The organism is Massilia sp. X63 (genome assembly GCF_041023745.1).
In the GTDB taxonomy this organism is placed as follows: Bacteria; Pseudomonadota; Gammaproteobacteria; order Burkholderiales; family Burkholderiaceae_D; genus Telluria.
In genome coordinates, this window is sequence record NZ_JBFTEF010000017.1 from 13,063 (window position 1) to 34,818 (window position 21,756).

The window sequence follows — 21,756 nt, forward strand, 5'->3', positions numbered from 1 at the left end:
CGTCCGTGCGCAAGCCCGGGCGGGCTTTTTCTTTATAATCGTACGACTCAGACAACCAGATCCACGCCAATGACCGCCCCGCTCCCCGCCGACCTGCACTGCCCCCGCATCGCCACCCGCGAAGGCGGACTCGAACTCTCGCGCATCGTGGCCGGCATGTGGCGCATGAACGACTGGGGCATGTCGGTGCAGCAGCGCGTGGCCTTCATCGAGCAGTGCATCGCGCTTGGCGTCACCTCGTTCGACCACGCCGACATCTACGGCGACTACGGCGTCGAAGGCCTGTTCGGCGAAGCCCTGCGCGCCCAGCCTTCGCTGCGCGATCGCCTCGAACTGGTGAGCAAGTGCGGCATCAAGCTGGTATCGGGCAAGCGCCCGCAGCACGGCATCCAGCACTACGACACCACGGCCGCCCACATCGTTGCATCCAGCGAGGAATCGCTGCGCCAGCTGGGCACGGACCACCTCGACCTGCTGCTGATCCACCGCCCCGACCCGCTGATGGACTTCGACGAGATCGCCGAAGCCTTCACCCGCCTGCAGCAGGCCGGCAAGGTGCGCCACGTGGGCGTGTCGAACTTCACGCGCCACCAGTTCGAATGCCTGAACCGCCGGGTGGCGCTCAGCACCAACCAGGTCGAGTTTTCTCCGATGGTCACGACGCCGATGTTCGACCAGACCTTCGACGGCCTGCAAGACCTGCGCATCGCACCGATGGTCTGGTCGCCGCTGGGCGGCGGGCGCCTGTTCACCTCGGACGACGCCCGGGCCGCCGAGGTCCGCAGCGTCATCCAGGCCATCGCCGAGCGCATGGAGAAACCCTTCGCCAGCGTGCTGTTCGCCTGGATCATGCAGCTGCCGAGCCGCCCGGTCCCGCTCACCGGCACCGGGCGTTTCGAAGCGATCCGCGAAGCGGTGGCGGGAACCGGCTTCCAGCTCGAACGCGGCGACTGGTTCCGCATCCTGCGCGCCGCGCGCGGCCACGAAGTCGCCTGAACCAGAACGGTGCGCACATGGCCGACACCCCGCTGAAGATCATCGAGGGCAGCGCCCTCACCGCGCAGCAGAAGAAAGACCTGCTGAACCGGCTGGCGCGCATCGAAGGCCAGTTGCGCGGGGTGCAGAAGCTGATCGCGCTCGCCGCCGAACCCTCGGATGTGGATGCCGTGGCCCAGCAGATGGCGGCGGCGCGCAAGGCGCTCGACCGCTCCTTCGTGCAGCTGCTGGCCGGCGCGATCCAGACCCAGGCCGGCAATGCGGGCGACCTCGAGGAAGCGCAGGCGCGCGCGGTGCACCTGGCGGCGATGCTCGATAAATTCGTTTGAGCCTGCGAAGCCGTCAATCCTCGTAGACCTTGGGCGGCGCGACGCCGTTCCACCCCATGCGCCAGGCGATGTTCAGCAGCAGGGTCGCGCACACGTACAGCAGGAAGAACAGCACGAAGAAGCGCGTCTGCAGCACGGCGAGCAGCACCGCGCACACCGCCACCAGCGCCAGCATCGTCTTGCCGCTCGGGTGCTTCGAGCTGGGGAAGCGCACGGTCGACACCATCAGCGTGCCCACCGCGAGCATCAACGCGATGATCGCGAAGCACTGCGCCATGGTGGTGGCGGGGTCGGGCCAGGCCACCACCACCGACGCCACGCAGGCCGCGCCGGCGGTGATCGGCATGCCGACGAAATAACGCGGGTCGGTGCGGCCGACCATGACGTTGAAGCGCGCCAGCCGCAGCGCGCCGCAAGCGACGAACACGAAGCAGGCCAGGCCGCCCATGCGCACCAGGGTGGGGTGCGCGGCGCCCATCTGCGCGAAGCCATAGCAGTACAACAAAAGGCCGGGCGCGCAGCCGAAGTTCATCACGTCGGCGATCGAGTCGAGCTGCACGCCGAAGCTGGACTGGGTCTTGGTGAGGCGCGCCACGAAGCCGTCGAGCGCGTCGAACACGCCGGCCAGCACCAGCAGGATCGCGGCCAGGCGGTAGTCGGCCGGAGACCCGACATGCGCATTGTCCACCGAGATCACGATGCTGCCGAAACCGCAGGCAATCGACAGCAGCGTGACGAAACTGGGCAGGGCAAATTTGGCGCGCGCGAGGCGCTGCCGGCTGGTTGGCTTAGGTGGCTGCAATTGATGGCTCGGCAATAAGATCGATGCCATATTCTACAGGGAGAGAATTATGCGGGCGTCGCGCAACGCGACGGGCGGCAGCCCCCGCTGTTTTACTCTAGAATGTCGCTTCGTCTCACAGTATTGACAGGAGTTGCAACATGAGCTATATGCCGCGCTGGCGCTTCCTCATCGCCGCATTGGTGGCCGCGTCGACCTTGGCCGCCTGCGGCGGCGGTGGCGACAGCACGGGCGCCGGCCCGGTGGCTGGGTCGCCGCTCGCCGGCACCCCGGCCGTGCCCCCGACAGCCGCCCCGGATCCTTCCGCGCCTGCGCTGACAAACAACATCGCGGTCGACGGCCGCAACTGGATCAACTACCGCCGCACCCAGGCAGGCGTGCCGGCGGTGACAGAGAATGCGCTGATCAATCGTGCGGCGCTGGGTCACTCCGAGTACCTGCGCACCAACAACGTGATGAGCCACGACCAGAAGCCGGGCACCCCGGGCTTCACCGGCGTTACCCTGAAGGACCGCCTGAACGCGGCCGGCTACACCATCCCCGACTCGGGCTATGCCTATGGCGAGGTGATCTCTGGCACGACCAACGGCAGCGGCTTCTTCATGGCCGAAGAACTGATCACCGCGATCTACCATCGCTTCGTGATGTTCGAACCGAAGTTCCGGGAAATCGGCACCGGCGCCGCCACCTCCGCGAGCCGCTATAACTACTTCACCGCCGACTTCGCGACCCGCGGCGGCTTCGGTCCCGGCATCGCCGCGAACACCGTCGTCACCTGGCCGTTCAATGGCCAGACCGGCGTGACGCCGAACTTCTACAGCGACACCGAAGACCCGGATCCGGTGGCCGGCATCAACGAGGTGGGCTATCCGATCAGCGTGCACGCCAACATCGATTCCCCGGTGACGATGGAGAGCTTCACCGTGCGTCCGCGCGGCGGCGCCAACCTGCAGGTGCAGGTGGTGAACGCGTCGGCCACCGCGAAGGAGCGCACCGCCGTCGCGATCGTCCCGCTGGCGCCGCTGAAGGCCGCCACCACCTATGAGGTGAGCTTCTCGGGCTCGGTGAACGGCGTACCGGTGACCCGCGCCTGGTCGTTCACTACCCGGTGAGCGTGCTGTCTCCTTCCGGCGCCACGCAGGCCGTCCCGGCGACCGCTCCAGCCTCCATGTCGGCGCTCGACGTTGCCGCCGGCCTCGAGCGGATGATGGGCGACCAGTCCATGTACCTGCGCGTCCTCACCCGCTTTCGTTCCGACTATGCCGGCAATGTGACGCGCCTGCGCGACGCGATCGCGGCCGCCGACGCCACGCTGGCGCACCGTATTGCCCATACCCTGAAGGGTGCGGCGGCCATGATCGAGGCCCGCCCGCTGCGCGTGCTGGCGGTGGAGACCGAACAGCTGCTGCGCGCCGGTTCGCCGGCCAACCCTGGATTGCTCGACCGGCTCGAAGCGGAGCTGGCGCGGGTGATCGCGCAGGTGGATGGCCTGGTGGCCGCGCCGGCCTCCGCCAGCCTTGCCCCGTCCGAAGCCGTGCTGTCGGAAGGCGAGCTGGCGCGGCTATGCACGCTGCTCGATCTCGGCGACAGCGCCGCACAAGACTTCGTGACGGAAAAGCGCGCCGGGCTGTGCACCCGCCTGGGCGCGGCACGCATGGCGGAGCTGGAAGCGGCGGTGGCCGCGTTCGACTACGAACGGGCCTTGCGCGTGCTGGCCGCCGGACAGGAAGCCCGGGCGCACCTGCCTAGCGGGTAAATTCGGCTTCTTCGTCGAACGAGTCCGCGCAGCCCTTGCCGCAAAAACGGCGTACGCTGTCGAGCGGTTTCTCGCAGTACCAGCACGAGCCTTTCGCAGGCAGGCTCGCCCGCGACGGCATGACTGGCGACACGGCGGCAACCGCGGCCAGCACTGGCTCGGCAGCCAGGCCCTTGTCCGGAAAACTTTCCTGTGTCGTTTCCAAGATCCACCCCCTACACGACAAACTGAAGTCCAACCAAGATTACTTCAGCGGAACATCGTGCCCATGAGAAACCTCAAGCGTGTACCGCAGCGGGTTCGCGCCACGGCAGTTCAGTGCACATCCAAGCGTCCCAGTGTGCGCCGAATGAACCGGCTCTGCAATCGTGAACTGCCGATTCGGCTTGGGAACAACAATTCCCCCAAGGACTCGCGTTGTATCCAGCAATAAACTCGTCCGCAGGCGGAAAAATAATAGCGTATTGCTAATCTTTACGTATGCACGCAAACGTGCGCGTGGCGGCAACGCCACTGATGGTCTATTTCGCCGGCTCCAGCGTCACTAGCAGACCAGAACGTGTGGTTTCGATCCGCGTCGGGATGTACTGGACACCGGCGTAGCGCAGGTCGTGCATGTCGAAGGTATAGACCGGGGTGTCGCGCACCACGGTGTCGATGAGGGAACTGGCCACGCGCGCCAGCTGGCGTTCGGCCTCCGGGCTGGCGCCGATGGCAATGCGGTCGACACGCGGTTCGGCCATCATCACGGCCGGGCGGCCCGGATCGACGTAGAGGCGGCCGGAAAAAGCCAGGCTGCCGGCCCAGGTATCGCGCGCGAAGGGCGGCGCTACCGAGGCGTCCAGTGCCAGCGCCACCCGGTCGGGCTCGGGCTGGATCGACAGCATGGGGCGCGACAGGCGGACGTTGAACAGGCCCATCAGGGGATGATTGAGCGGAAAACGGCGCTCCATACCGGCCTGCAGCTTGCGCAGCGGGATCTCGACCTGGCGCGGGCCGGACAGGCTGGCACAGGAAGACAGCAGCGCGCAGGCCGCCAGCAGCAGCCCGCCCTGCACGAGCCGGCGCCGCCGGGTGATTCCGTGATTGTCCGCCATCGTCCCTGCCCTCCTGTTCAGTCTGGACGGCTAGCCTAGCATGCCGGCACCTGTTGCGCAGTGACGATACGTGGGGTGGGCGGCAAACGAATAACAGCCCACATCTGTTGACGCCGGGTTTGCGCGCACGGTCGGCAAAGCCGACCGCCCTGCTACTTCCCGATGCAGAAGCGGCTGAAGATCACTCCCAGCAGATCGTCCGGCGTGAACTGCCCGGTGATGCTGGAGAGCTGGTCCTGGGCCAGGCGCAGCTCCTCGGCGAACAGGTCGAGCGACTGGTCGTCCTGCATGGCGTGCTGGCGCGCCAGCTCCAGGTGCTCGCGCGCGGCGCGCAGCGCAATCAGGTGGCGTTCGCGCGCCAGGTACAGCGACTCGCCGGTCTGCTGCCAGCCGGCGATGCGCAGCAGTTCGGCACGCAGCAGGTCGATGCCGAGCTTCTCGTGGGCCGACAGGTACAGGTGGGTGGCGTCGGGCGACACGTCCATCGACGGCTTGTGGCCCGACAGGTCGATCTTGTTCCAGATGCGCAGCACCGGCACGCCCTGCGGGAAGGCGGCCACGATCTTTTCGTCTTCCGCGCTCGGGCCCAGGTTGGCGTCCAGCAGGTGCAGGATCACGTCGGCCTTGCCGACCTCTCCCCAGGTGCGCTCGATACCGATGCGCTCGACCACGTCGATGCCCTCGTCGGTGCGGATACCCGCCGTGTCGATGATGTTGAGCGGGATGCCCTCGATCTGGATCGTTTCCGTGACCTTGTCGCGCGTGGTGCCGGCGATCGGCGTGACGATCGCGACCTCGGCGCCGGCCAGGGCATTGAGCAGCGACGATTTACCCACGTTCGGCTGGCCCACCAGCACCACGTTCAGGCCCTCGCGCAGCAAGGCGCCCTGCGCCGCCTGGCGGAACACGTTTTCCAGCGCCTCGATGATGCCGGCCAGCTGGCCGCGCGCATTCGATTTTTCGAGGAAGTCGATTTCTTCTTCGGGGAAGTCGAGGGTGGCCTCGACCAGCATGCGCAGATTGATGGTCTGGTCGACCAGGGTGTGCACGACCTGCGAGAAGGCGCCGGACAGCGACTGCGAGGCCGACTTCGCCGCCGCTTCGGTGGAGGCGTCGATCAGGTCGGCCACGGCCTCGGCCTGGGCCAGGTCGAGCTTGTCGTTCAGGAAGGCGCGGCGGGTGAACTCGCCCGGTTCGGCCAGGCGCAGGCCGAGCGGGCCGCCCGCTTCCAGCACCCGGGCCAGCAGCATCTGCAGCACCACCGGACCGCCGTGGCCATGCAGTTCCAGCACGTCCTCGCCGGTATACGAATGCGGGCCCGGGAAGTACAGGGCCAGGCCCTGGTCGATCACGTCGCCGTTGGCGGCCCTGAAGGGAATGTAGGTGGCGTGGCGCGGCGCCAGTGTCACGCCCGGGAACAGGGCCTCGATCAGGCCGGGCAGCGATTTACCGGAGGCGCGCACGACGCCGATGCCGCCGCGGCCGGGGGCGGTGGCGATGGCGGCGATGGGGGAGGTGTCGAGTTTCATGGGGGGATTGTAAGGGATACGGGGAGACGCGGAATGTAAAAAGCCCGCGCAAGCGCGGGCTTTCGGGTGAAGCCGGAAGACGATTACTTCGCCGTGCCGGTCTCGAACTTCTTGGTGATGACCCACTGCTGGGCGATCGACAGGATGTTGTTGACCACCCAGTACAGCACCAGGCCGGACGGGAAGAAGAAGAAGATCACCGAGAATGCCAGCGGCATGAACAGCATCATCTTCGCCTGCACCGGATCGGTCGGCTGCGGGTTCAGCTTCGTGGTGATGAACATCGACACCGCGTACACGATCGGCAGGATGTAGAACGGGTCAGGCTGGGTCAGGTCGGTGATCCAGCCGATCCACGGCGCGCCGCGCATCTCGACCGACGACTGCAGCACCCAGTACAGCGCGAAGAACACCGGCATCTGCACCAGGATCGGCAGGCAGCCGCCCAGCGGGTTGATCTTCTCGGTCTTGTACAGCTCCATGGTGGCCTGCTGCATCTTCTGCGGGTCGTTCTTGTAGCGCTCGCGGATCGCCTGCATCTTCGGGGTCACCACGCGCATCTTGGCCATGCTGCGGTAGCCGGCGGCCGACAGCGGGAAGAAGGCCAGCTTGATCAGCACGGTCAGGGCGACGATGGTCCAGCCCCAGTTACCCAGCAGCGCGTGCAAGTGGTCCATCACCCAGAAGATCGGCTTGGCGATGATGGTCAGCACGCCGTAGTCCTTCACCAGCTCCAGGCCCGGAGCGATGGTTTCCAGGGTCTTCTCGTCCTGCGGGCCCGAGTACAGGCGGGCGTCGTTCGAGATGGTCGCGCCCGGCGCCACGGTGCCCAGCGGCTGCACGGTGCCGATCGCATACAGGTTGGTGGCGATCTTCTTGGTGTAGATGTCGCGCTGCGCCTTGTCGGCCGGGATGAAGGCCGAGACGAAGAAGTGCTGCGAGATCGCGACCCAGCCGTTATTGGCCTTGGTCGAGTGCTCGGCCTTGCCCTTCTCGATGTTCTCGAAGGTCAGCTTCTGGTACTTGTCTTCGGCGGTGTACAGGGTCGGGCCGGTGTAGCTCGACATGAACCACGAATCGTTGGCCGGCTTGTTGCCGTCGTGCTGCAGCTGCAGGTACAGCGAAGGCTGGACCGGGGCCTCGGTGAGGTTGGTCACGTCATGGCGCACGCCGATGGTGTAGTCGCCCTTGCGGAAGGTGAAGGTCTTGGTCAGGCGCACGCCGCCCTGCTCCGCGTCCAGCACCAGCTGCACGGTGCCGTTGGCGTCCAGAGTACGCACGCCCGGACGGGCGACGAACGGTGTCTGGTGGTTCGGCATGACGCCGGCCGGGGTGCTGCCGACCAGGCCGGTCTGGCCCAGGTAGGTGTTGTTGCCGCCCACGTTGAACAGCACCTGGTTCTTGGTCTTGTCGAAGTGGTCGGCGAACTTCAGCAGTTCGAGGCGCTTGATGACGCCGCCGAGGGTGTCGATGTCGACCTTCACCACGTCGGTGGTGATGGTGACGCGCTGGCTTGCCGGCGCGGCGGCCGCCGGGGCGGCGCCGGCCGGGCTGGCGCCCGGCCCGCCAGGGACGGCGGCAGCGCCCGCTTGCGCGGCGGCCGGCACGTCATTCGGCTTGGCCTGCTGCTGCGCCACCTGGGCGGCTGGCGGGGCCGGCGAGAACAGCGACTGTTTGCCGTTGGCCACCATCCAGTTGTTCCAGAGAACAATCAGGGAAATGGCGAACACGATCCACAGGACGGTACGTTTATTGAGTTCCATTGGAGTCTAGTCAGGAGTGGTTACAACCGCGAGCGGCTGGTGGAGGTTGCTGGTGCTTGTCCTCAGGCGCCGGCGGGACGAAATCGACGCCGCCCGGATTCCACGGATGGCAACGGCACACGCGGCGCGCCGCCAGCAGCGAGCCGCGGGCGGCGCCGTGCACGCGCAGCGCTTCGATCGCGTAATTGGAGCAGGTCGGGTAAAAACGGCATTTCTGCCCGAGCAGCGGGGACAGCAGCAGCTGGTAGCCGCGAAGGAACCAGACCAGCAGCGTCTTCATGGCGTCGGGGGAACTGCCGGCGTGGGCGCGCCGCGGCGCGGGCGCTGGGAAGCGAACAGGCGGGTGAGCTCGGCGCGCAGCTCGGCCTTCAGGGCGCGCGTGGTGGCGGGCCCGTCCTTGCTATTGACCGGCCGCGACAGGCGCACGATGCAATCGAAGGGCTGCAGCTCGCTGGTGCGGAACAGCTCGCGCGTGACGCGCTTGATCGTATTGCGGGTGACGGCGCGCGGCGCGAAACGCTTGGCCGCAACGACGCCCAGCCGCGCATGCGGCAGGGAATTGGGCCGGGTGTAGAGCACGAAATGCGCGGATTTTTGCGCCGGCCGCAAACGAAAAACGGATGAAAACTCATCCGTTTTAACGATACGCCGAACGCGCGCGAAGTCGTGCGAACCTTCGCCTGTCATGGCCGACCGCGTCGATCTGCTGGTCTAAGGAACTTAGACAGCCAGGCGCTTGCGGCCCTTGGCGCGGCGTGCGTTCAGGACTTGACGGCCACCACGGGTAGCCATACGTGCGCGGAAGCCGTGCGTGCGCTTACGACGGACGACGGAAGGTTGGTAAGTACGTTTCATGGTGGTCTCGCTTAAAGCAAAAGAAAATGCAAAATCGGGTCTGACGTCGTGTCAGGATTCGTCGCCAATGACAGTTCGCAGATGTTAAGCCAGCGTCACGCCTTAGCAGATACTCATTTTCGCCTGAGCAGCTTCACGCTGATTTATCAGCCTGACAGGGTGCACGGACGGGGAACCCTGAATTAGACTCGATTTCCGGTCCAGCTGTCAAGGAAGCCGTTGTTTCCTCGCCTTTTCCTGACGAGCTGTTGTCTGTCTGACTTGTCGCGCCGGCGCTGCTGCAAAAAGCGCGGCTTCGGTTGAAAATAGTGGGGCCAACCTGTGGATAACTTCGGCCGAGACAGGTAAAATAGCGTGTTACGTATCAACTAGCGAAGTATGGAAAATTTTTGGCAGACCTGTTCCGCGCAGCTGGAACTCGAGCTGACGCCGCAGCAATACAGTGCGTGGATCAAATCGCTTGTCGTCCTCGATTACGAGGACGGCAAGCTGCGCATCGCCGCGCCGAACCGGTTCAAGCTCGACTGGGTCAAGACCCAGTTCGCCACGCGCATCACCGAACTCGCCTGCCAGTACTGGGAAGCGCCGGTCGAGGTGCAGTTCGTGCTCGACCCGAAGAACAACCCGGCCAAGAAGCCGGCGGGTCCTGCCGCGACCGCTGCGGCTGGCGCCACCAACTTCGATGCGCCGCGCCAGCCGGAACAGCAGCCGATCCAGGGCAACGTGAACATCGCCAACTCGCCCAAGCGCGAGCAGAGCCGGATCAACACCGACCTCACCTTCGAGAGCTTCGTTACCGGTAAGGCCAACCAGCTGGCGCGCGCCGCCGCGATCCAGGTCGCGAACAACCCGGGCGTGTCGTACAACCCGCTGTTCTTCTACGGCGGCGTCGGCCTCGGTAAGACCCACCTGATCCATGCGATCGGCAACCAGGTCATGGCCGACAACCCGAACGCGCGCATCCGCTACATCCACGCCGAGCAGTACGTGCGCGACGTCGTCACCGCCTACCAGCGGAAAGGCTTCGACGACTTCAAGCACTATTACCACTCGCTCGACATGCTGCTGATCGACGATATCCAGTTCTTCGGCGGCAAGAGCCGCACGCAGGAAGAGTTCTTCTATGCGTTCGAGGCGCTGATCGCGGCCAAGAAGCAGATCATCATCACTTCGGATACCTATCCGAAGGAGATCACCGGCATGGACGACCGCCTGATCTCGCGCTTCGACTCCGGCCTGACGGTGGCGATCGAGCCGCCCGAGCTGGAAATGCGCGTGGCGATCCTGCTGAAAAAAGCGCAGTCCGAGAACGTGACGCTGTCGGACGACGTGGCGTTCTTCGTGGCCAAGCACCTGCGCTCGAACGTGCGCGAACTGGAAGGCGCGCTGCGCAAGATCCTGGCCTACTCGCGCTTCCACGGCAAGGACATCACCATCGACGTGGTGAAGGAAGCCCTCAAGGACCTGCTGTCGGTGCAGAACCGCCAGATCTCGGTGGAGAACATCCAGAAGACGGTGGCGGACTTCTTCAACATCAAGGTGGCGGACATGTATTCCAAGCGCCGCCCGGCGAACATCGCCCGTCCGCGCCAGATCGCGATGTACCTGGCCAAGGAGCTGACCCAGAAGAGCCTGCCCGAGATCGGCGAGCTGTTCGGCGGCCGCGACCACACCACCGTGCTGCACGCGGTGCGCAAGATCGCCCAGGACCGCCAGAAGAACGCCGAGTGCAACCATGAGCTGCACGTGCTGGAGCAGACGCTGAAGGGCTGATTGGGGATTTTCGTGGGGTGGGCGGGTCTCCCGCCCGCGCGTTCAACCAGCAGGTGATTAGACACGATACGGTTATTCACGGATAGTCGAACGCGCGGACGGCGAAGCCGTCCACCCTACATTGTGTTTGCCACGGGCAATTGGCAAAATAGTGTTAGAGCAATAAATAATTAATACTTAACTGAGGATATCTATGCAACTGGTCAAAACCACCCGAGACACGCTTCTCCGGCCACTGCAGATCGTGAGCGGTATTGTCGAGCGTCGGCACACTATGCCGATTCTGGCCAATATCCTCATTCGCAAGGACGGCGAAAGCGTCTCGTTCCTCTCGACCGACACCGAAGTCCAGATCACCACGCTCGCCAACATCGGCTCGGGCGATGACGTGACCGGCACCACGGTGGCGGCACGCAAGCTGCTGGACATCCTGCGCGCGCTGCCGGAATCGGGCGACGTCACCATGACCCTGCAGAACAAGCGCCTGGCCGTCCAGAGCGGCAAGTCGCGCTTCGCCCTGCAGACCCTGGCCGCGGAAGAATTCCCCACCGTGTCGGTGGCGGACAGCTACAACGCCTCGGTGACCCTGCCGCAGAAGACGCTGAAGCACCTGTTCAACATGGTGCACTTCGCCATGGCCCAGCAGGACATCCGCTACTACCTGAACGGCCTGCTGTTGGTGCTGGACGGCAACAACATCATCGCCGTGGCCACCGACGGCCACCGCCTGGCCTTCTGCCAGGTGGCCACCGAGCAGTCCTTCGAGCGCCAGGAAGTGATCATCCCGCGCAAGACCATCATCGAACTGCAGCGCCTGCTGGAAGAAAGCGACGAAGAGGTCCGCCTCGACATCGCCGCCTCGCAGGTCAAGCTGACCTTCGCCGACATCGAGCTGGTCTCGAAGCTGGTGGAAGGCAAGTTCCCTGATTACACCCGCGTGATCCCGAAGGGTTACAAGAACGACTTCACGATCAGCCGCGAAGAGCTGCTGCGTTCGCTGCAGCGCGCCGCGATCATGACCAGCGACAAGTTCAAGGGCGTGCGCTGCATCATCGAGCCGGGCGTCATGAAGATCAGCTCGACCAACGCCGACCAGGAAGAAGCGGTCGAAGAACTCGAGATCGACTACGGTGGCGACACCATCGACATCGGCTTCAACGTCACCTACCTGCTCGACGTGCTGAACAACCTGAAGTGCGACCAGGTGAACATCGCGCTGGGCGACTCGAACTCGTCGGCGCTGATCTCGATTCCCGACAATGGCGACTTCAAGTATGTCGTCATGCCGATGCGTATCTAACTGACGAATCGTCACCACCGCCATCCCGGCGCAAGCCGGCATGGCGGCGCAGGCTGCAGGCAGCCTGAATCATCCGTTTTATAGAAAGCAGTCCATGTCCGAGAATACCCAACCAGAAATGACTCCCGCCTCCAAGGCGGACGAATACGGCGCGTCTTCGATCCAGATCCTGGAAGGTCTGGAAGCGGTGCGCAAGCGTCCGGGCATGTACATTGGCGACACCTCGGACGGCACCGGCCTGCACCACCTGGTGTTCGAGGTGCTCGACAACTCGATCGACGAAGCCCTGGCCGGCTACTGCACCGAGATCCACGTCACGATCCACTCCGACAACTCGATCTCGATCACCGACAACGGCCGCGGCATACCGACCGGCGTCAAGATGGACGACAAGCACGAGCCGAAGCGCTCGGCCACCGAGATCGCACTGACCGAACTGCACGCCGGCGGCAAGTTCAACCAGAACTCGTACAAGGTGTCCGGCGGCCTGCACGGCGTGGGCGTGTCGTGCGTGAACGCGCTGTCGAAGCTGCTGCGCGTGACCGTGCGCCAGAAAGGCAAGATCCACCAGCTGGAATTCTCGCGCGGCGTCCCGCTGGACCGCATCATCGAGGTGGTCGACGGCGTCGAAGTCTCGCCGATGAAGGTGCTGGGCGACACCGACAAGCGCGGCACCGAGGTGCACTTCTGGGCCGACGAGGAAATCTTCACCCACGTCGAGTTCCACTACGAGATCCTGAGCAAGCGCATCCGCGAACTCTCGTTCCTGAACAACGGCGTCAACATCAAGCTGAGCGACCAGCGCAGCGGCAAGGAAGAAGTGTTCGCCTTCGAGGGCGGCACCCGCGGCTTCGTGGAGTACATCAACAAGGCCAAGAGCGTCCTGCACCCGACCGTGTTCCAGGCCACCGGCGACCGCATGTCCGACCAGGGCACCAACATCTCGGTGGACGTGTCGATGCAGTGGAACGACGCCTACAACGAGCAGGTGCTGTGCTTCACCAACAACATCCCGCAGCGCGACGGCGGCACCCACCTGACCGGCCTGCGCGCGGCGATGACCCGCGTGATCAACAAGTACATCGACGAGAACGACTTCGCCAAGAAGGCCAAGGTGGAGATCTCGGGCGACGACATGCGCGAAGGCCTGACCTGCGTGCTGTCGGTGAAAGTGCCGGAACCGAAGTTCTCGTCGCAGACCAAAGACAAGCTGGTGTCGTCGGAAGTGCGCGGCCCGGTGGAAGAAATCGTGGCCAAGACGCTGACCGACTTCCTGATGGAGAAGCCGAACGACGCCAAGATCATCTGCGGCAAGATCGTGGAAGCGGCGCGTGCACGCGAAGCGGCGCGCAAGGCGCGCGACCTTACCCGCCGCAAGGGCGTGATGGACGGGCTGGGCTTGTCCTCGAAGCTGGCCGACTGCCAGGAACGCGACCCGGCGCTGGCCGAACTGTACATCGTCGAGGGTGACTCGGCAGGCGGCTCCGCCAAGCAGGGCCGCGACCGCAAGTTCCAGGCCATCCTGCCGCTGCGCGGCAAGGTGCTGAACGTGGAAAAGGCGCGTTTTGAAAAGATGCTGTCGTCGGAGCAGATCACCACCCTGATCGCCACCCTCGGCACCTCGATCGGCCCGGACGAATTCAACGTCGACAAGCTGCGCTACCACCGCATCATCATCATGACCGACGCGGACGTCGACGGCGCCCACATCCGCACGCTGCTGCTGACGCTGTTCTACCGCCAGATGCCGCAGCTGGTGGAACGCGGCCACATCTACATCGCGCAGCCGCCGCTGTACAAGGTCAAGCACGGCCGCGACGAGCGCTACCTGAAGGACGACCTGGAAGAAGCCAGCTACATGATGTCGGTGGCGCTGAACGGCGCCTCCCTGATCCCGCGCGAAGGCGCCGAGCCGATCACCGGCGAAGCGCTGAGCGAGCTGGTGCGCCAGTACAACCTGTCGAACGCCATCATGATGCGCCTGACCCGCGTGATCGACCGCGCCGCCCTGACCGCGATCACGGCCGGCGTCACGCTGGACATGAGCACGCTGGAAAAAGCCGAAGCCTCGGCCCAGGCGATGGAAGCGGCGATCAAGGACCCGGCCGTGAAGGTGGTCGTGCGTTCGGACGAATTGAGCGAAAAGCACGCGCTGCGCATCGAGCGCATGCGCCACGGTAACGTCAACGTCACCTCGATCGACGCCGACTTCGTGCAGAGCAACGACTACGCCGTGCTGGCCAACGCCGCCGCCACCTTCCAGGGCCTGATCGGCGAAGGCGCCATCATGCGCCGCGGCGAAGGCGAGAAGATGAAGGAGTTCGCGGTGCGCGGCTTCCACGAAGCCATGCTGTGGCTGCGCGACGAAGCCGAACGCGGCGTGAGCAAGCAGCGCTACAAGGGTCTGGGCGAGATGAACCCGGAACAGCTGTGGGAAACCACGATGGACCCGACCGTGCGCCGCCTGCTGAAGGTGCAGATCGAGGACGCGATTGCGGCGGACCAGATCTTTACCACGCTGATGGGGGATGAGGTGGAGCCGCGGAGGAACTTCATTGAGTCGAATGCGCTGCAGGCGGGGAATATCGACGTCTGATCGACCTGCGCTTCAACCAGGACGGCCTCCTCGCGAGGCCGTTTTCATTGTTGCTTGCAAAAGCATGTCACTGTCTACCGCTTGTTCGAAACTGGCTGTGCTTCAGGAAACTCGTTTCGGACGTGGGCCCAACCCGCGCGCCGGTCGACATATTTGGCCACGTCAGAAGGCAGTCGAGGTTCACCCAATAAAAACACTTTGCGCTGGAGCATGGCAGTACGAGCGCCCAGCGGCTAGGCATGGCCGGTTACTGGACTTCGCAAAAAACATGCGTAGAATGAACCGCCCAGCACACCATGAAAACCGACAAACCGCTCGCCACCTATCGCCATCTGCGCACTCAGCCACTCTGGCGCCTGCTCGCGGCCGACACCGGACCGGCGGTGCTGGCGCTCTTGCAAACCCATCTCTACGACAACGAGCGCAGCCTGCCCGCCTCGATCCTGCACGAGCGCATCGAGCGGGACCTCGAACAATTGCGTAACCGGGGCGAAGACTGGCCAAGGACGGCACAGCTCTACATAGCCGGATGGCTCGCCGAAGGCTATCTGGAACGGCGCTTTCCACCGGGTTCCCAGGAAGAGTCCTATGAGCTCGCGACGGCGACCGTCGAGGCGATCCGCATCGTGTCCAGCCTCACCAAACCGCACAGCGCCGCTACCGAAAGCCGGCTCGGCCTGGTTATCGGGGCCCTCGGCAAGCTGGCCGATGACACCGATGCCGATCAGGCACGCCGAAGCGCCCGATTGCGCGCTGAAAAGGAACGCATCGAGCGCGAGATCGCAGCGGTAGAGAGCGGCAGTTTTGAGATATTGTCCGATGCGACCGCACTCGAGCGCACCCGCGAGATCATCGCGCTGGCGGACGACCTGGCGGGCGATTTTCGCCGTGTGCGCGACGAGTTCGAACGCCTGAACCGCTCGCTGCGCGAACGCCTGATGGACCACGACGGCAACCGCGGCAACGTACTCGACGCGCTGTTCGCCGGCATCGACCTGATTTCGGAAAGCGATGCCGGCCGCAGCTTTTCCGCGTTCTGGCGCCTGCTGACCGATCCGCTGCAGTCCGCCGCGCTCGACGACGCGCTAGACCAGCTCATGTCGCGCCGTTTCGTCGCCACGCTAGACGGCAGCGAGCGACGTTTCCTGCTGCACCTGACCCGCACTCTGCTCGAACAGGGTGGAATGGTGCATGACGTCCTGCAATCGTTCGCACGCAGCCTCAAGCATTTCGTACAAAGCCGCGAATTCGCTGAACAGCGCCGCCTGAACCAGCTTCTGCGCAAGGCGCAGCAGGCGGCGCTGCAGCTGAAGGACGAGGTCAAGGCAAGCGACGCACTGCAGTACACGCTGACGCTCACCAGCAGCAAACTGAGCTCGCTATCGCAATGGGTCTTGCACGATCCGGCGCTGCAAGCCCTGCCCGGCGCCATGGGCGAAGGCGACGAACCGTCGCTGGACCTGTCCACGATTGGCGATCTGGTGGCGCAGTCCGAGATCGACTTCCGTTCGCTGGAAGACCATGTCGGCGCCGTGCTCGCCCAGCGTACGCAGGCTTCGATCGCCGACATCCTGCTGGAATACCCGGCGGGTCAGGGCCTTGGCAGCGTGCTGGGGCTGCTTGCCCTCGGGGTAAGGCGCGGTATCGTATCGGAAAATCACGAAACCGTCGGCTGGACTGGCGCGGACGGCGTGGCGCGCAAGGCGCGCATCCCACTCATCTATTTTTTCAGGGAGAAGCAGCGTGACCCATCCTGAGTCCGGCACGGATAACACCTCTGTTCAGGCCGATGCGATGCCGGCGGGCGCGCTCTTCGTCAACGACAGTGGCGAATTACCGCTCGATACCCGGCGCGTGCTGGTGCAGTTGCTGTCCGGTCCTGCGCTCGAGGGAAGGCGCCATTCGGCCTTGTGGACGGCCCTGCTGCGCGACGAAGCCGTGATCCGGCGTCGCCTCTCCGAGCTGTTCCTGGACCTGGTCCTGGACCGCGACCTGCAGGTAGCCTTCACCAGCCAGGTCAGCGCGGAAGAGCTGGACGTACCGATCCTGCTCAGGCGCGCGCAGCTGACCTTCATTGATTCGGTACTTCTGCTGTTCCTGCGCCAGCGCCTGACCCAGGCCGACGCCCATGGCGAGCGCGCCGTGGTGGCGCGCGACGACATGTTGGAAAATCTGCTTCCCTACGAGCGCTCCACCAGCACCGACCGTGCCGGCTTCACCAAGCGCGTCAACGCATCGATCGAAAAACTGAAGAAGCACAACATCCTGCAAAAGCTGCGCGGCAGCGAAGACCGCTTCGAGATCTCGCCCACGCTCAAGCTGCTGTTCTCGGCCGAGGAAATCATCACGCTCACCACGCTGTACCAACGCATGGCGGCAGGCGATGCCACGGCGCCGGGCCAGCAGGCAATCGACGACGAGGACCAGGAATGAGCAAGGCTCCGTCCAGGCATGCCGCCCAGCAGTTCCGCATGACCCGACTGCAGGTCTATAACTGGGGCACCTTCAGCGGCCGTCACGACATTCCGATCAGCGAGCGTGGCTTTCTGATCGTCGGACGTTCCGGCGCCGGCAAGTCGACGCTGCTGGACGCCCTGTCCGCCCTCTTGATTCCGCCGCGCTGGATCGACTTCAACGCCGCCGCCCGCGAAGCCGAACGTGCGGGCCGCGACCGCAACTTGCCCAGCTACGTGCGCGGCGCGTGGACTGCGCAGACCAACGCTGCCTCGGGCGAGTCGGCGGTACGCTACCTGCGTACCGGCACCACCTGGTCGGCACTGGCGCTGCACTATGCCAGCGCGGCTGGCCAGCATGTCGTGCTGGTGCAACTGTTCTGGATCAGGGGGAATGCCAACGGCAACGCCGACGTCAAACGCTACTTCCTGATCCTCGAGCGTCCGTTCGACCTGCGCGAGATCGGCGACTTCGGTAGCAACAACTTCGATGTGCGCAAGCTTAAGCTGTTGTTACCGGATGCCTTCGCCCGCGACGAATTTTCACCTTACAGCGAGCGCTTCCGCCGCCTGCTCGGCATCGACAGCGACATGGCGCTGCGTCTGCTGCACAAGACGCAGTCGGCGAAGAACATGGGCGACCTGAACGCCTTCCTGCGCGACTTCATGCTGGACAAGCCGGAAACCTTCACAGTCGCCGACCGCCTCGTCGCGGAATTCGGCGAGCTCAATGCCGCGCACCAGGCCGTGGTCACCGCGCGCGAGCAGGTGCAGACGCTGGCGCCGGCGCGCCGGCGCCACCAGCAGATGGACACGCTCGCGCTGCAGCGCAACGCGCTCGAAGAACTAATGGCCGGCATGCACAGCTACCGCGAAAGCCTGCGCATCCGGCTGCTGGAAAAGCGCATCGCCGAGCGTGCGATCGAGATCGCAGCTTTGGCGGGCAAGGTGCAGCGCCAGCAAGGCACCTCGACAACCGCAGCGCTGCCGTGGCCGACCTCGAACGGCAACGGCGCGAAGCAGGCGGCGAACAGATCGAATCTTTCGAGAACCAGCGCGATGTCCTCGTCTCGCAGCGCGAAACGCGCCTGCACAAGCGCTGCCAGGCGGTGGACGCCTGCAAAGCGCTGGCATGGGACTTCCGCGGCGACCCGCAGGGATTCGCAGAGCTGCTCGGCATGGCGCGCCAGGAAATCGACGCATGGCAAAACGACGACAGCTACGACGACGCGGCCGCCGCGCTCGGGCGCGAACTGGACGCTGCGCGCGGCGCGTTGTCCGGCATCAGCCAGGAAGTCGCGTCCCTGCGCCGCCAGCCCTCGAATATTCCGGCGCCGATGCTGCTGTTGCGGCGCCAGCTGGCGCAGGCGATCGGCATCGCCGAGGGGGCCTTGCCATTTGTCGGCGAACTACTCGAGGTCAAGCCGGAGGAGCAAGCCTGGCGCGGCGCAATCGAGCGCGTGCTGCGCGGCTTTGCGTTGTCGATCCTGGTCGACGATTCGCACTACGCCGCGCTGTCCGGCCATATCAACGAGGTCGATCTCGGCACCCGCCTGACCTACTACCGCACCGTGCGCGCAGAGAAGGGGGCCGGCAGCGCGCTGGCGCCCGAATCGCTGGTGCTGAAGTTGCGGCTCAGGGATGGCGGCTTCGCCGACTGGCTGCAGGCCGAGCTGCGTCAGCGCTTCGATTACGCCTGCGTCGATTCCCTACGCGGCTTCCGCGCGGCGCGCGAACGCGCGCTGACCCGCGAGGGCCAGGTCAAGCATAGCCGCACACGCCACGAGAAGGACGATCGTCACGCCGCCAACGCCCGACGTCACTGGATACTGGGCTTCGATAACCGCGAGAAGCTCGCGCTGTATGAGCAGGAAGAGCGCGAGCTGCAAGCGCGCGCGAGTGAACTCGATGATCGCATGCAAACCTTGCGTGCCCAGCGCCAGGGCCGCGGCGCGCGCCTGCTGCATTGCCAGACGCTGGCCAACATACAGTGGCAGGAAGTCGACGTGCTGCCGCTGGCCGAGCGCATCGCCGCCATCGAACGCCAGCTCGCAGCGCTGCGCGACGGCAATGCCAATCTGCAGCGCATCGACGAACGCCTGCGCGCGCAACTGGAACTGGTGGCGCAGGCGCGCCACGCAGTGGGAGAGGAAACGGTCGCGCTGCGCACCGCCGAACGGGAAGTGGCGAAGCTCGATGCCCAGCTTGCACAACTGCGCGCCGATCCCGGCATCGTTCCGCTCACGCCTCATCAGCAAGCCGGCCTCAACCAGCGTTTCCAGGCCTGGCGCGAAGCAATCGCGCTGGAAGAGGTGGACAGCGCCGATCGCGCCGTCGCCAGGATATTGAACGAGGAAATCAAGGCCATCGACAGCGAGCTGGCGCAGGGCGAAAAGTTTGTCGAAGCGCAGTTTGCCATCTTCATCGGACGCTGGAAGGCGGAGTCGGATGGCCTGGATGCGCGCCTGGTGGCCGCTCCCGATTTCTTCGGTAAGCTTGCCCGCCTCGAAACCGATGGCCTGCCCGCCCATGAACAACGTTTCTTCGAACTCCTGCACGACCAGAGCCACCAGAACCTGGCTGCCCTGTCGAGTTACCTGAACGATGGCCGCAAGGCGATCCTGGCGCGCATGGAGTTGGTCAACGACAGCCTGCGCCAGGTGCCGTTCAACCGCAGCGGGGACCAGCAGACCTACCTGCATATCCAGCCGAAGGACCGCCAGCTTCCAGAGGTGCGCCAGTTCAAGCAGGACATCGTCGCTGCCCTCAGCCATGCCTGGACCGAGGAACGCGACGCCGCCGAGCAGCGCTTCATCGAGCTGCGCCGCCTGGTGGACCGGCTGGCGAGCCAGGAAACTGCGCACCGGCGCTGGCGCGATGCGGTGCTCGACGTGCGCCAGCACGTCGAGTTCATCGCGCGCGAGTTCGACGATGCGGGCCAGGAAATCCAGGTTCACCATAGCGGCGCCGGCCTGTCCGGCGGACAGCGGCAAAAGCTGGCCACCACCGTGCTGGCGGCGGCGCTACGCTACCAGCTCGGCGGCAGCGAGACGGGCTTTCCGACGTATGCGCCGGTGGTGCTGGACGAAGCCTTTGATAAGGCCGACAACGAATTCACGGCCCTGGCAATGAATATCTTCGCCAATTTCGGCTTCCAGATGATTGTCGCTACGCCGCTCAAGTCGGTCATGACGCTCGAGCCTTTCATTGGCGGCGCATGTTTCGTCGATATCCGTGACCGCCGCATATCGAGCGTGCTGTCGATCGAATACGACGAGCAGCGCCAGCGCCTGAACCTGCCGGCCCAGGAGGGTACCGCTCTTGAAAACACCCGCTGAGGTTCGGCAGCTATTGCTACGGCGCTTCGGGCGCCAGCACCGCACCTGGCTCGAAGCCGGCGCGGCCAGTCAGGCCTGGCCGCTCGACATTCCCCTGGGTCTGCCGGGCGAGCAGGCCGCGCTGGCCCAGATGGCAGCCACCCACGCCTGGGTTCGAACCTGGCAGGCCTGGAATGGCGAGGGCACGCTGTGCTGGACCGAGCGTCGATGGCGCACCCTGGGGACCCAGCGCTTGCCCGAGCGGCTGCGCCTCGATAACCCGCGCCAACTGGCGTGGTGGATCGGTGAACTGGACCGCTGGGACCGCGCCGTGCTGCGCCATGCGCAACTGGTACAGCGCTGGCCTGCACTGGCCGTCCATGCAGCCACGGCCTTCGATGCGCTGGCGGATTTTTCGGACAGCGATATCGACCGCCTGGTCGCCGCGCTGGCCTGGTTCGAGGCCAATCCCCGTTCCGGCCTTTATTTGCGGCAGGTGCCGATCCCTGGCCTCGACACCAAATGGATCGAAGCGCGCCAAGGTCTCTTGTGCGGCCTGATCAGTGTCTTGCATGGCTTCGAAGCTGGGGCCTCCGACATTCATGCACTGTGTGGCTTGCGCAGGGTTCCGGGCCTGGTTCGCATGCGCGCGCTCGACCCTGCACTGCGGCAGCGGATCGGCGGGCTGGGCGACCTGTCCGCCCCGGTCGAAGAGCTGGCACGGCTCGACCTCGATCCTTGTCATGTCCTGATTGTCGAAAACCTGCAGACCGGGCTTGCGCTGGAGGATTTACCGGGCGTGGTCGCCTTCATGGCGCTCGGCTACGGCGTCGACCAACTGGGGGGCTTGCCCTGGCTTGGCGGCGCCCACTGCCTGTACTGGGGCGACATCGACACGCATGGCTTCGCGATCCTGAACCGTGCACGTGGCGTCCTGCCGAACTTGCGGTCCTTCCTTATGGACCAGGACACCCTGCTCCAGCACCGCCCGTTATGGAGCGAGGAGCCGAGCCAGCATCCGGCGCAGGAGCTGGAACGCCTGCACGCCAGTGAGGCAGCGGTTTATCGAGGACTTAAACAGCACGCCTGGGGAGCATCGATACGACTGGAGCAAGAACGTGTCGCTCTCGATTGGGTGGCTGGTGAATTGCAGCGTGCGCTTGGCGCACGCTGCTGAGCAGTCCTAGCCG

The 21,756-nt window shown here is 65.0% G+C and carries 20 protein-coding genes; 12 read left to right on the plus strand and 8 right to left on the minus strand.

The annotated features are described in order from the left end of the window. Nucleotides 1-69 precede the first annotated feature (69 nt). Together AB3347_RS22995 and AB3347_RS23000 are read left to right on the plus strand one after the other, a co-directional pair. On the plus strand, nt 70-996 hold the full coding sequence (locus tag AB3347_RS22995) for an aldo/keto reductase family oxidoreductase (RefSeq protein WP_369094039.1): 927 nt from the start codon (nt 70-72) through the stop codon (nt 994-996). Nucleotides 997-1,013: 17 nt separating this feature from the next. After that, entirely contained in the window at nt 1,014-1,325 is a 312-nt protein-coding gene (locus AB3347_RS23000) for a metal-sensing transcriptional repressor (protein ID WP_369094040.1), read from the plus strand. A gap of 13 nt (nt 1,326-1,338) precedes the next feature. Here AB3347_RS23000 and pssA read toward each other — a convergent pair whose 3' ends face one another. After that, nucleotides 1,339-2,127 (minus strand): CDP-diacylglycerol--serine O-phosphatidyltransferase, encoded by a 789-nt coding sequence (pssA, locus tag AB3347_RS23005; RefSeq protein WP_369094041.1) that lies wholly within the window; start codon nt 2,125-2,127, stop codon nt 1,339-1,341. Between the two features lie 140 nt (nt 2,128-2,267). On the opposite strand from pssA, the gene AB3347_RS23010 reads away from it, so the two are divergent. Both AB3347_RS23010 and AB3347_RS23015 read left to right on the plus strand, forming a co-directional pair. Further along, on the plus strand, nt 2,268-3,239 hold the full coding sequence (locus AB3347_RS23010) for a CAP domain-containing protein (RefSeq protein ID WP_369094042.1): 972 nt from the start codon (nt 2,268-2,270) through the stop codon (nt 3,237-3,239). 2 nt (nt 3,240-3,241) lie between these two features. Continuing rightward, nucleotides 3,242-3,883 (plus strand): Hpt domain-containing protein, encoded by a 642-nt coding sequence (locus tag AB3347_RS23015; RefSeq protein WP_369094043.1) that lies wholly within the window; start codon nt 3,242-3,244, stop codon nt 3,881-3,883. Here AB3347_RS23015 and AB3347_RS23020 read toward each other — a convergent pair. From AB3347_RS23020 to rpmH, 7 genes are all read right to left on the minus strand, one after another. Then, a complete protein-coding gene (locus tag AB3347_RS23020; protein WP_369094044.1) occupies nt 3,873-4,088 on the minus strand; it encodes a hypothetical protein in 216 nt (71 codons plus the stop codon). The genes AB3347_RS23015 and AB3347_RS23020 overlap by 11 nt on opposite strands. Nucleotides 4,089-4,404: 316 nt before the next feature. Continuing rightward, on the minus strand, nt 4,405-4,980 hold the full coding sequence (locus AB3347_RS23025) for a DUF1439 domain-containing protein (protein WP_369094045.1): 576 nt from the start codon (nt 4,978-4,980) through the stop codon (nt 4,405-4,407). A 152-nt stretch (nt 4,981-5,132) separates the two neighbouring features. Next, nucleotides 5,133-6,509 (minus strand): tRNA uridine-5-carboxymethylaminomethyl(34) synthesis GTPase MnmE, encoded by a 1,377-nt coding sequence (gene mnmE, locus AB3347_RS23030; RefSeq protein ID WP_369094046.1) that lies wholly within the window; start codon nt 6,507-6,509, stop codon nt 5,133-5,135. 83 nt (nt 6,510-6,592) lie between these two features. After that, nucleotides 6,593-8,272, minus strand: a complete 1,680-nt coding sequence (gene yidC / locus AB3347_RS23035; RefSeq protein WP_369094047.1) for a membrane protein insertase YidC — start codon at nt 8,270-8,272, stop codon at nt 6,593-6,595. Between the two features lie 10 nt (nt 8,273-8,282). After that, on the minus strand, nt 8,283-8,552 hold the full coding sequence (gene yidD, locus AB3347_RS23040) for a membrane protein insertion efficiency factor YidD (protein ID WP_369094048.1): 270 nt from the start codon (nt 8,550-8,552) through the stop codon (nt 8,283-8,285). Then, entirely contained in the window at nt 8,549-8,959 is a 411-nt protein-coding gene (gene rnpA, locus AB3347_RS23045) for a ribonuclease P protein component (protein ID WP_369094049.1), read from the minus strand. Before rnpA ends, yidD begins: the two co-directional genes overlap by 4 nt. 33 nt (nt 8,960-8,992) lie before the next feature. Continuing rightward, entirely contained in the window at nt 8,993-9,127 is a 135-nt protein-coding gene (gene rpmH / locus AB3347_RS23050) for a 50S ribosomal protein L34 (RefSeq protein WP_040378179.1), read from the minus strand. Nucleotides 9,128-9,505: 378 nt separating this feature from the next. Here rpmH and dnaA point away from each other — a divergent pair, with 378 nt between their 5' ends. From dnaA to AB3347_RS23090, 8 genes are all read left to right on the plus strand, one after another. Next, on the plus strand, nt 9,506-10,900 hold the full coding sequence (gene dnaA, locus AB3347_RS23055; protein ID WP_369094050.1) for a chromosomal replication initiator protein DnaA: 1,395 nt from the start codon (nt 9,506-9,508) through the stop codon (nt 10,898-10,900). Nucleotides 10,901-11,093: 193 nt separating this feature from the next. Beyond that, nucleotides 11,094-12,200: a DNA polymerase III subunit beta gene (gene dnaN, locus AB3347_RS23060; RefSeq protein WP_369094051.1), complete on the plus strand. Its 1,107-nt coding sequence runs from the start codon at nt 11,094-11,096 to the stop codon at nt 12,198-12,200. A 94-nt stretch (nt 12,201-12,294) separates the two neighbouring features. After that, nucleotides 12,295-14,796: a DNA topoisomerase (ATP-hydrolyzing) subunit B gene (gyrB, locus tag AB3347_RS23065; protein WP_369094052.1), complete on the plus strand. Its 2,502-nt coding sequence runs from the start codon at nt 12,295-12,297 to the stop codon at nt 14,794-14,796. 296 nt (nt 14,797-15,092) lie between these two features. Continuing rightward, a complete protein-coding gene (locus tag AB3347_RS23070) occupies nt 15,093-16,553 on the plus strand; it encodes a DUF3375 domain-containing protein (RefSeq protein ID WP_369094053.1) in 1,461 nt (486 codons plus the stop codon). Between the two features lie 37 nt (nt 16,554-16,590). Continuing rightward, nucleotides 16,591-17,229: a DUF4194 domain-containing protein gene (locus tag AB3347_RS23075; protein WP_369094106.1), complete on the plus strand. Its 639-nt coding sequence runs from the start codon at nt 16,591-16,593 to the stop codon at nt 17,227-17,229. A gap of 38 nt (nt 17,230-17,267) precedes the next feature. Further along, a complete protein-coding gene (locus AB3347_RS23080) occupies nt 17,268-18,806 on the plus strand; it encodes an ATP-binding protein (RefSeq protein ID WP_369094054.1) in 1,539 nt (512 codons plus the stop codon). A gap of 1,073 nt (nt 18,807-19,879) precedes the next feature. After that, on the plus strand, nt 19,880-20,587 hold the full coding sequence (locus AB3347_RS23085) for an SbcC/MukB-like Walker B domain-containing protein (protein WP_369094107.1): 708 nt from the start codon (nt 19,880-19,882) through the stop codon (nt 20,585-20,587). Next, entirely contained in the window at nt 20,571-21,743 is a 1,173-nt protein-coding gene (locus AB3347_RS23090; RefSeq protein ID WP_369094055.1) for a Wadjet anti-phage system protein JetD domain-containing protein, read from the plus strand. Before AB3347_RS23085 ends, AB3347_RS23090 begins: the two co-directional genes overlap by 17 nt. Nucleotides 21,744-21,756: the final 13 nt, after the last annotated feature.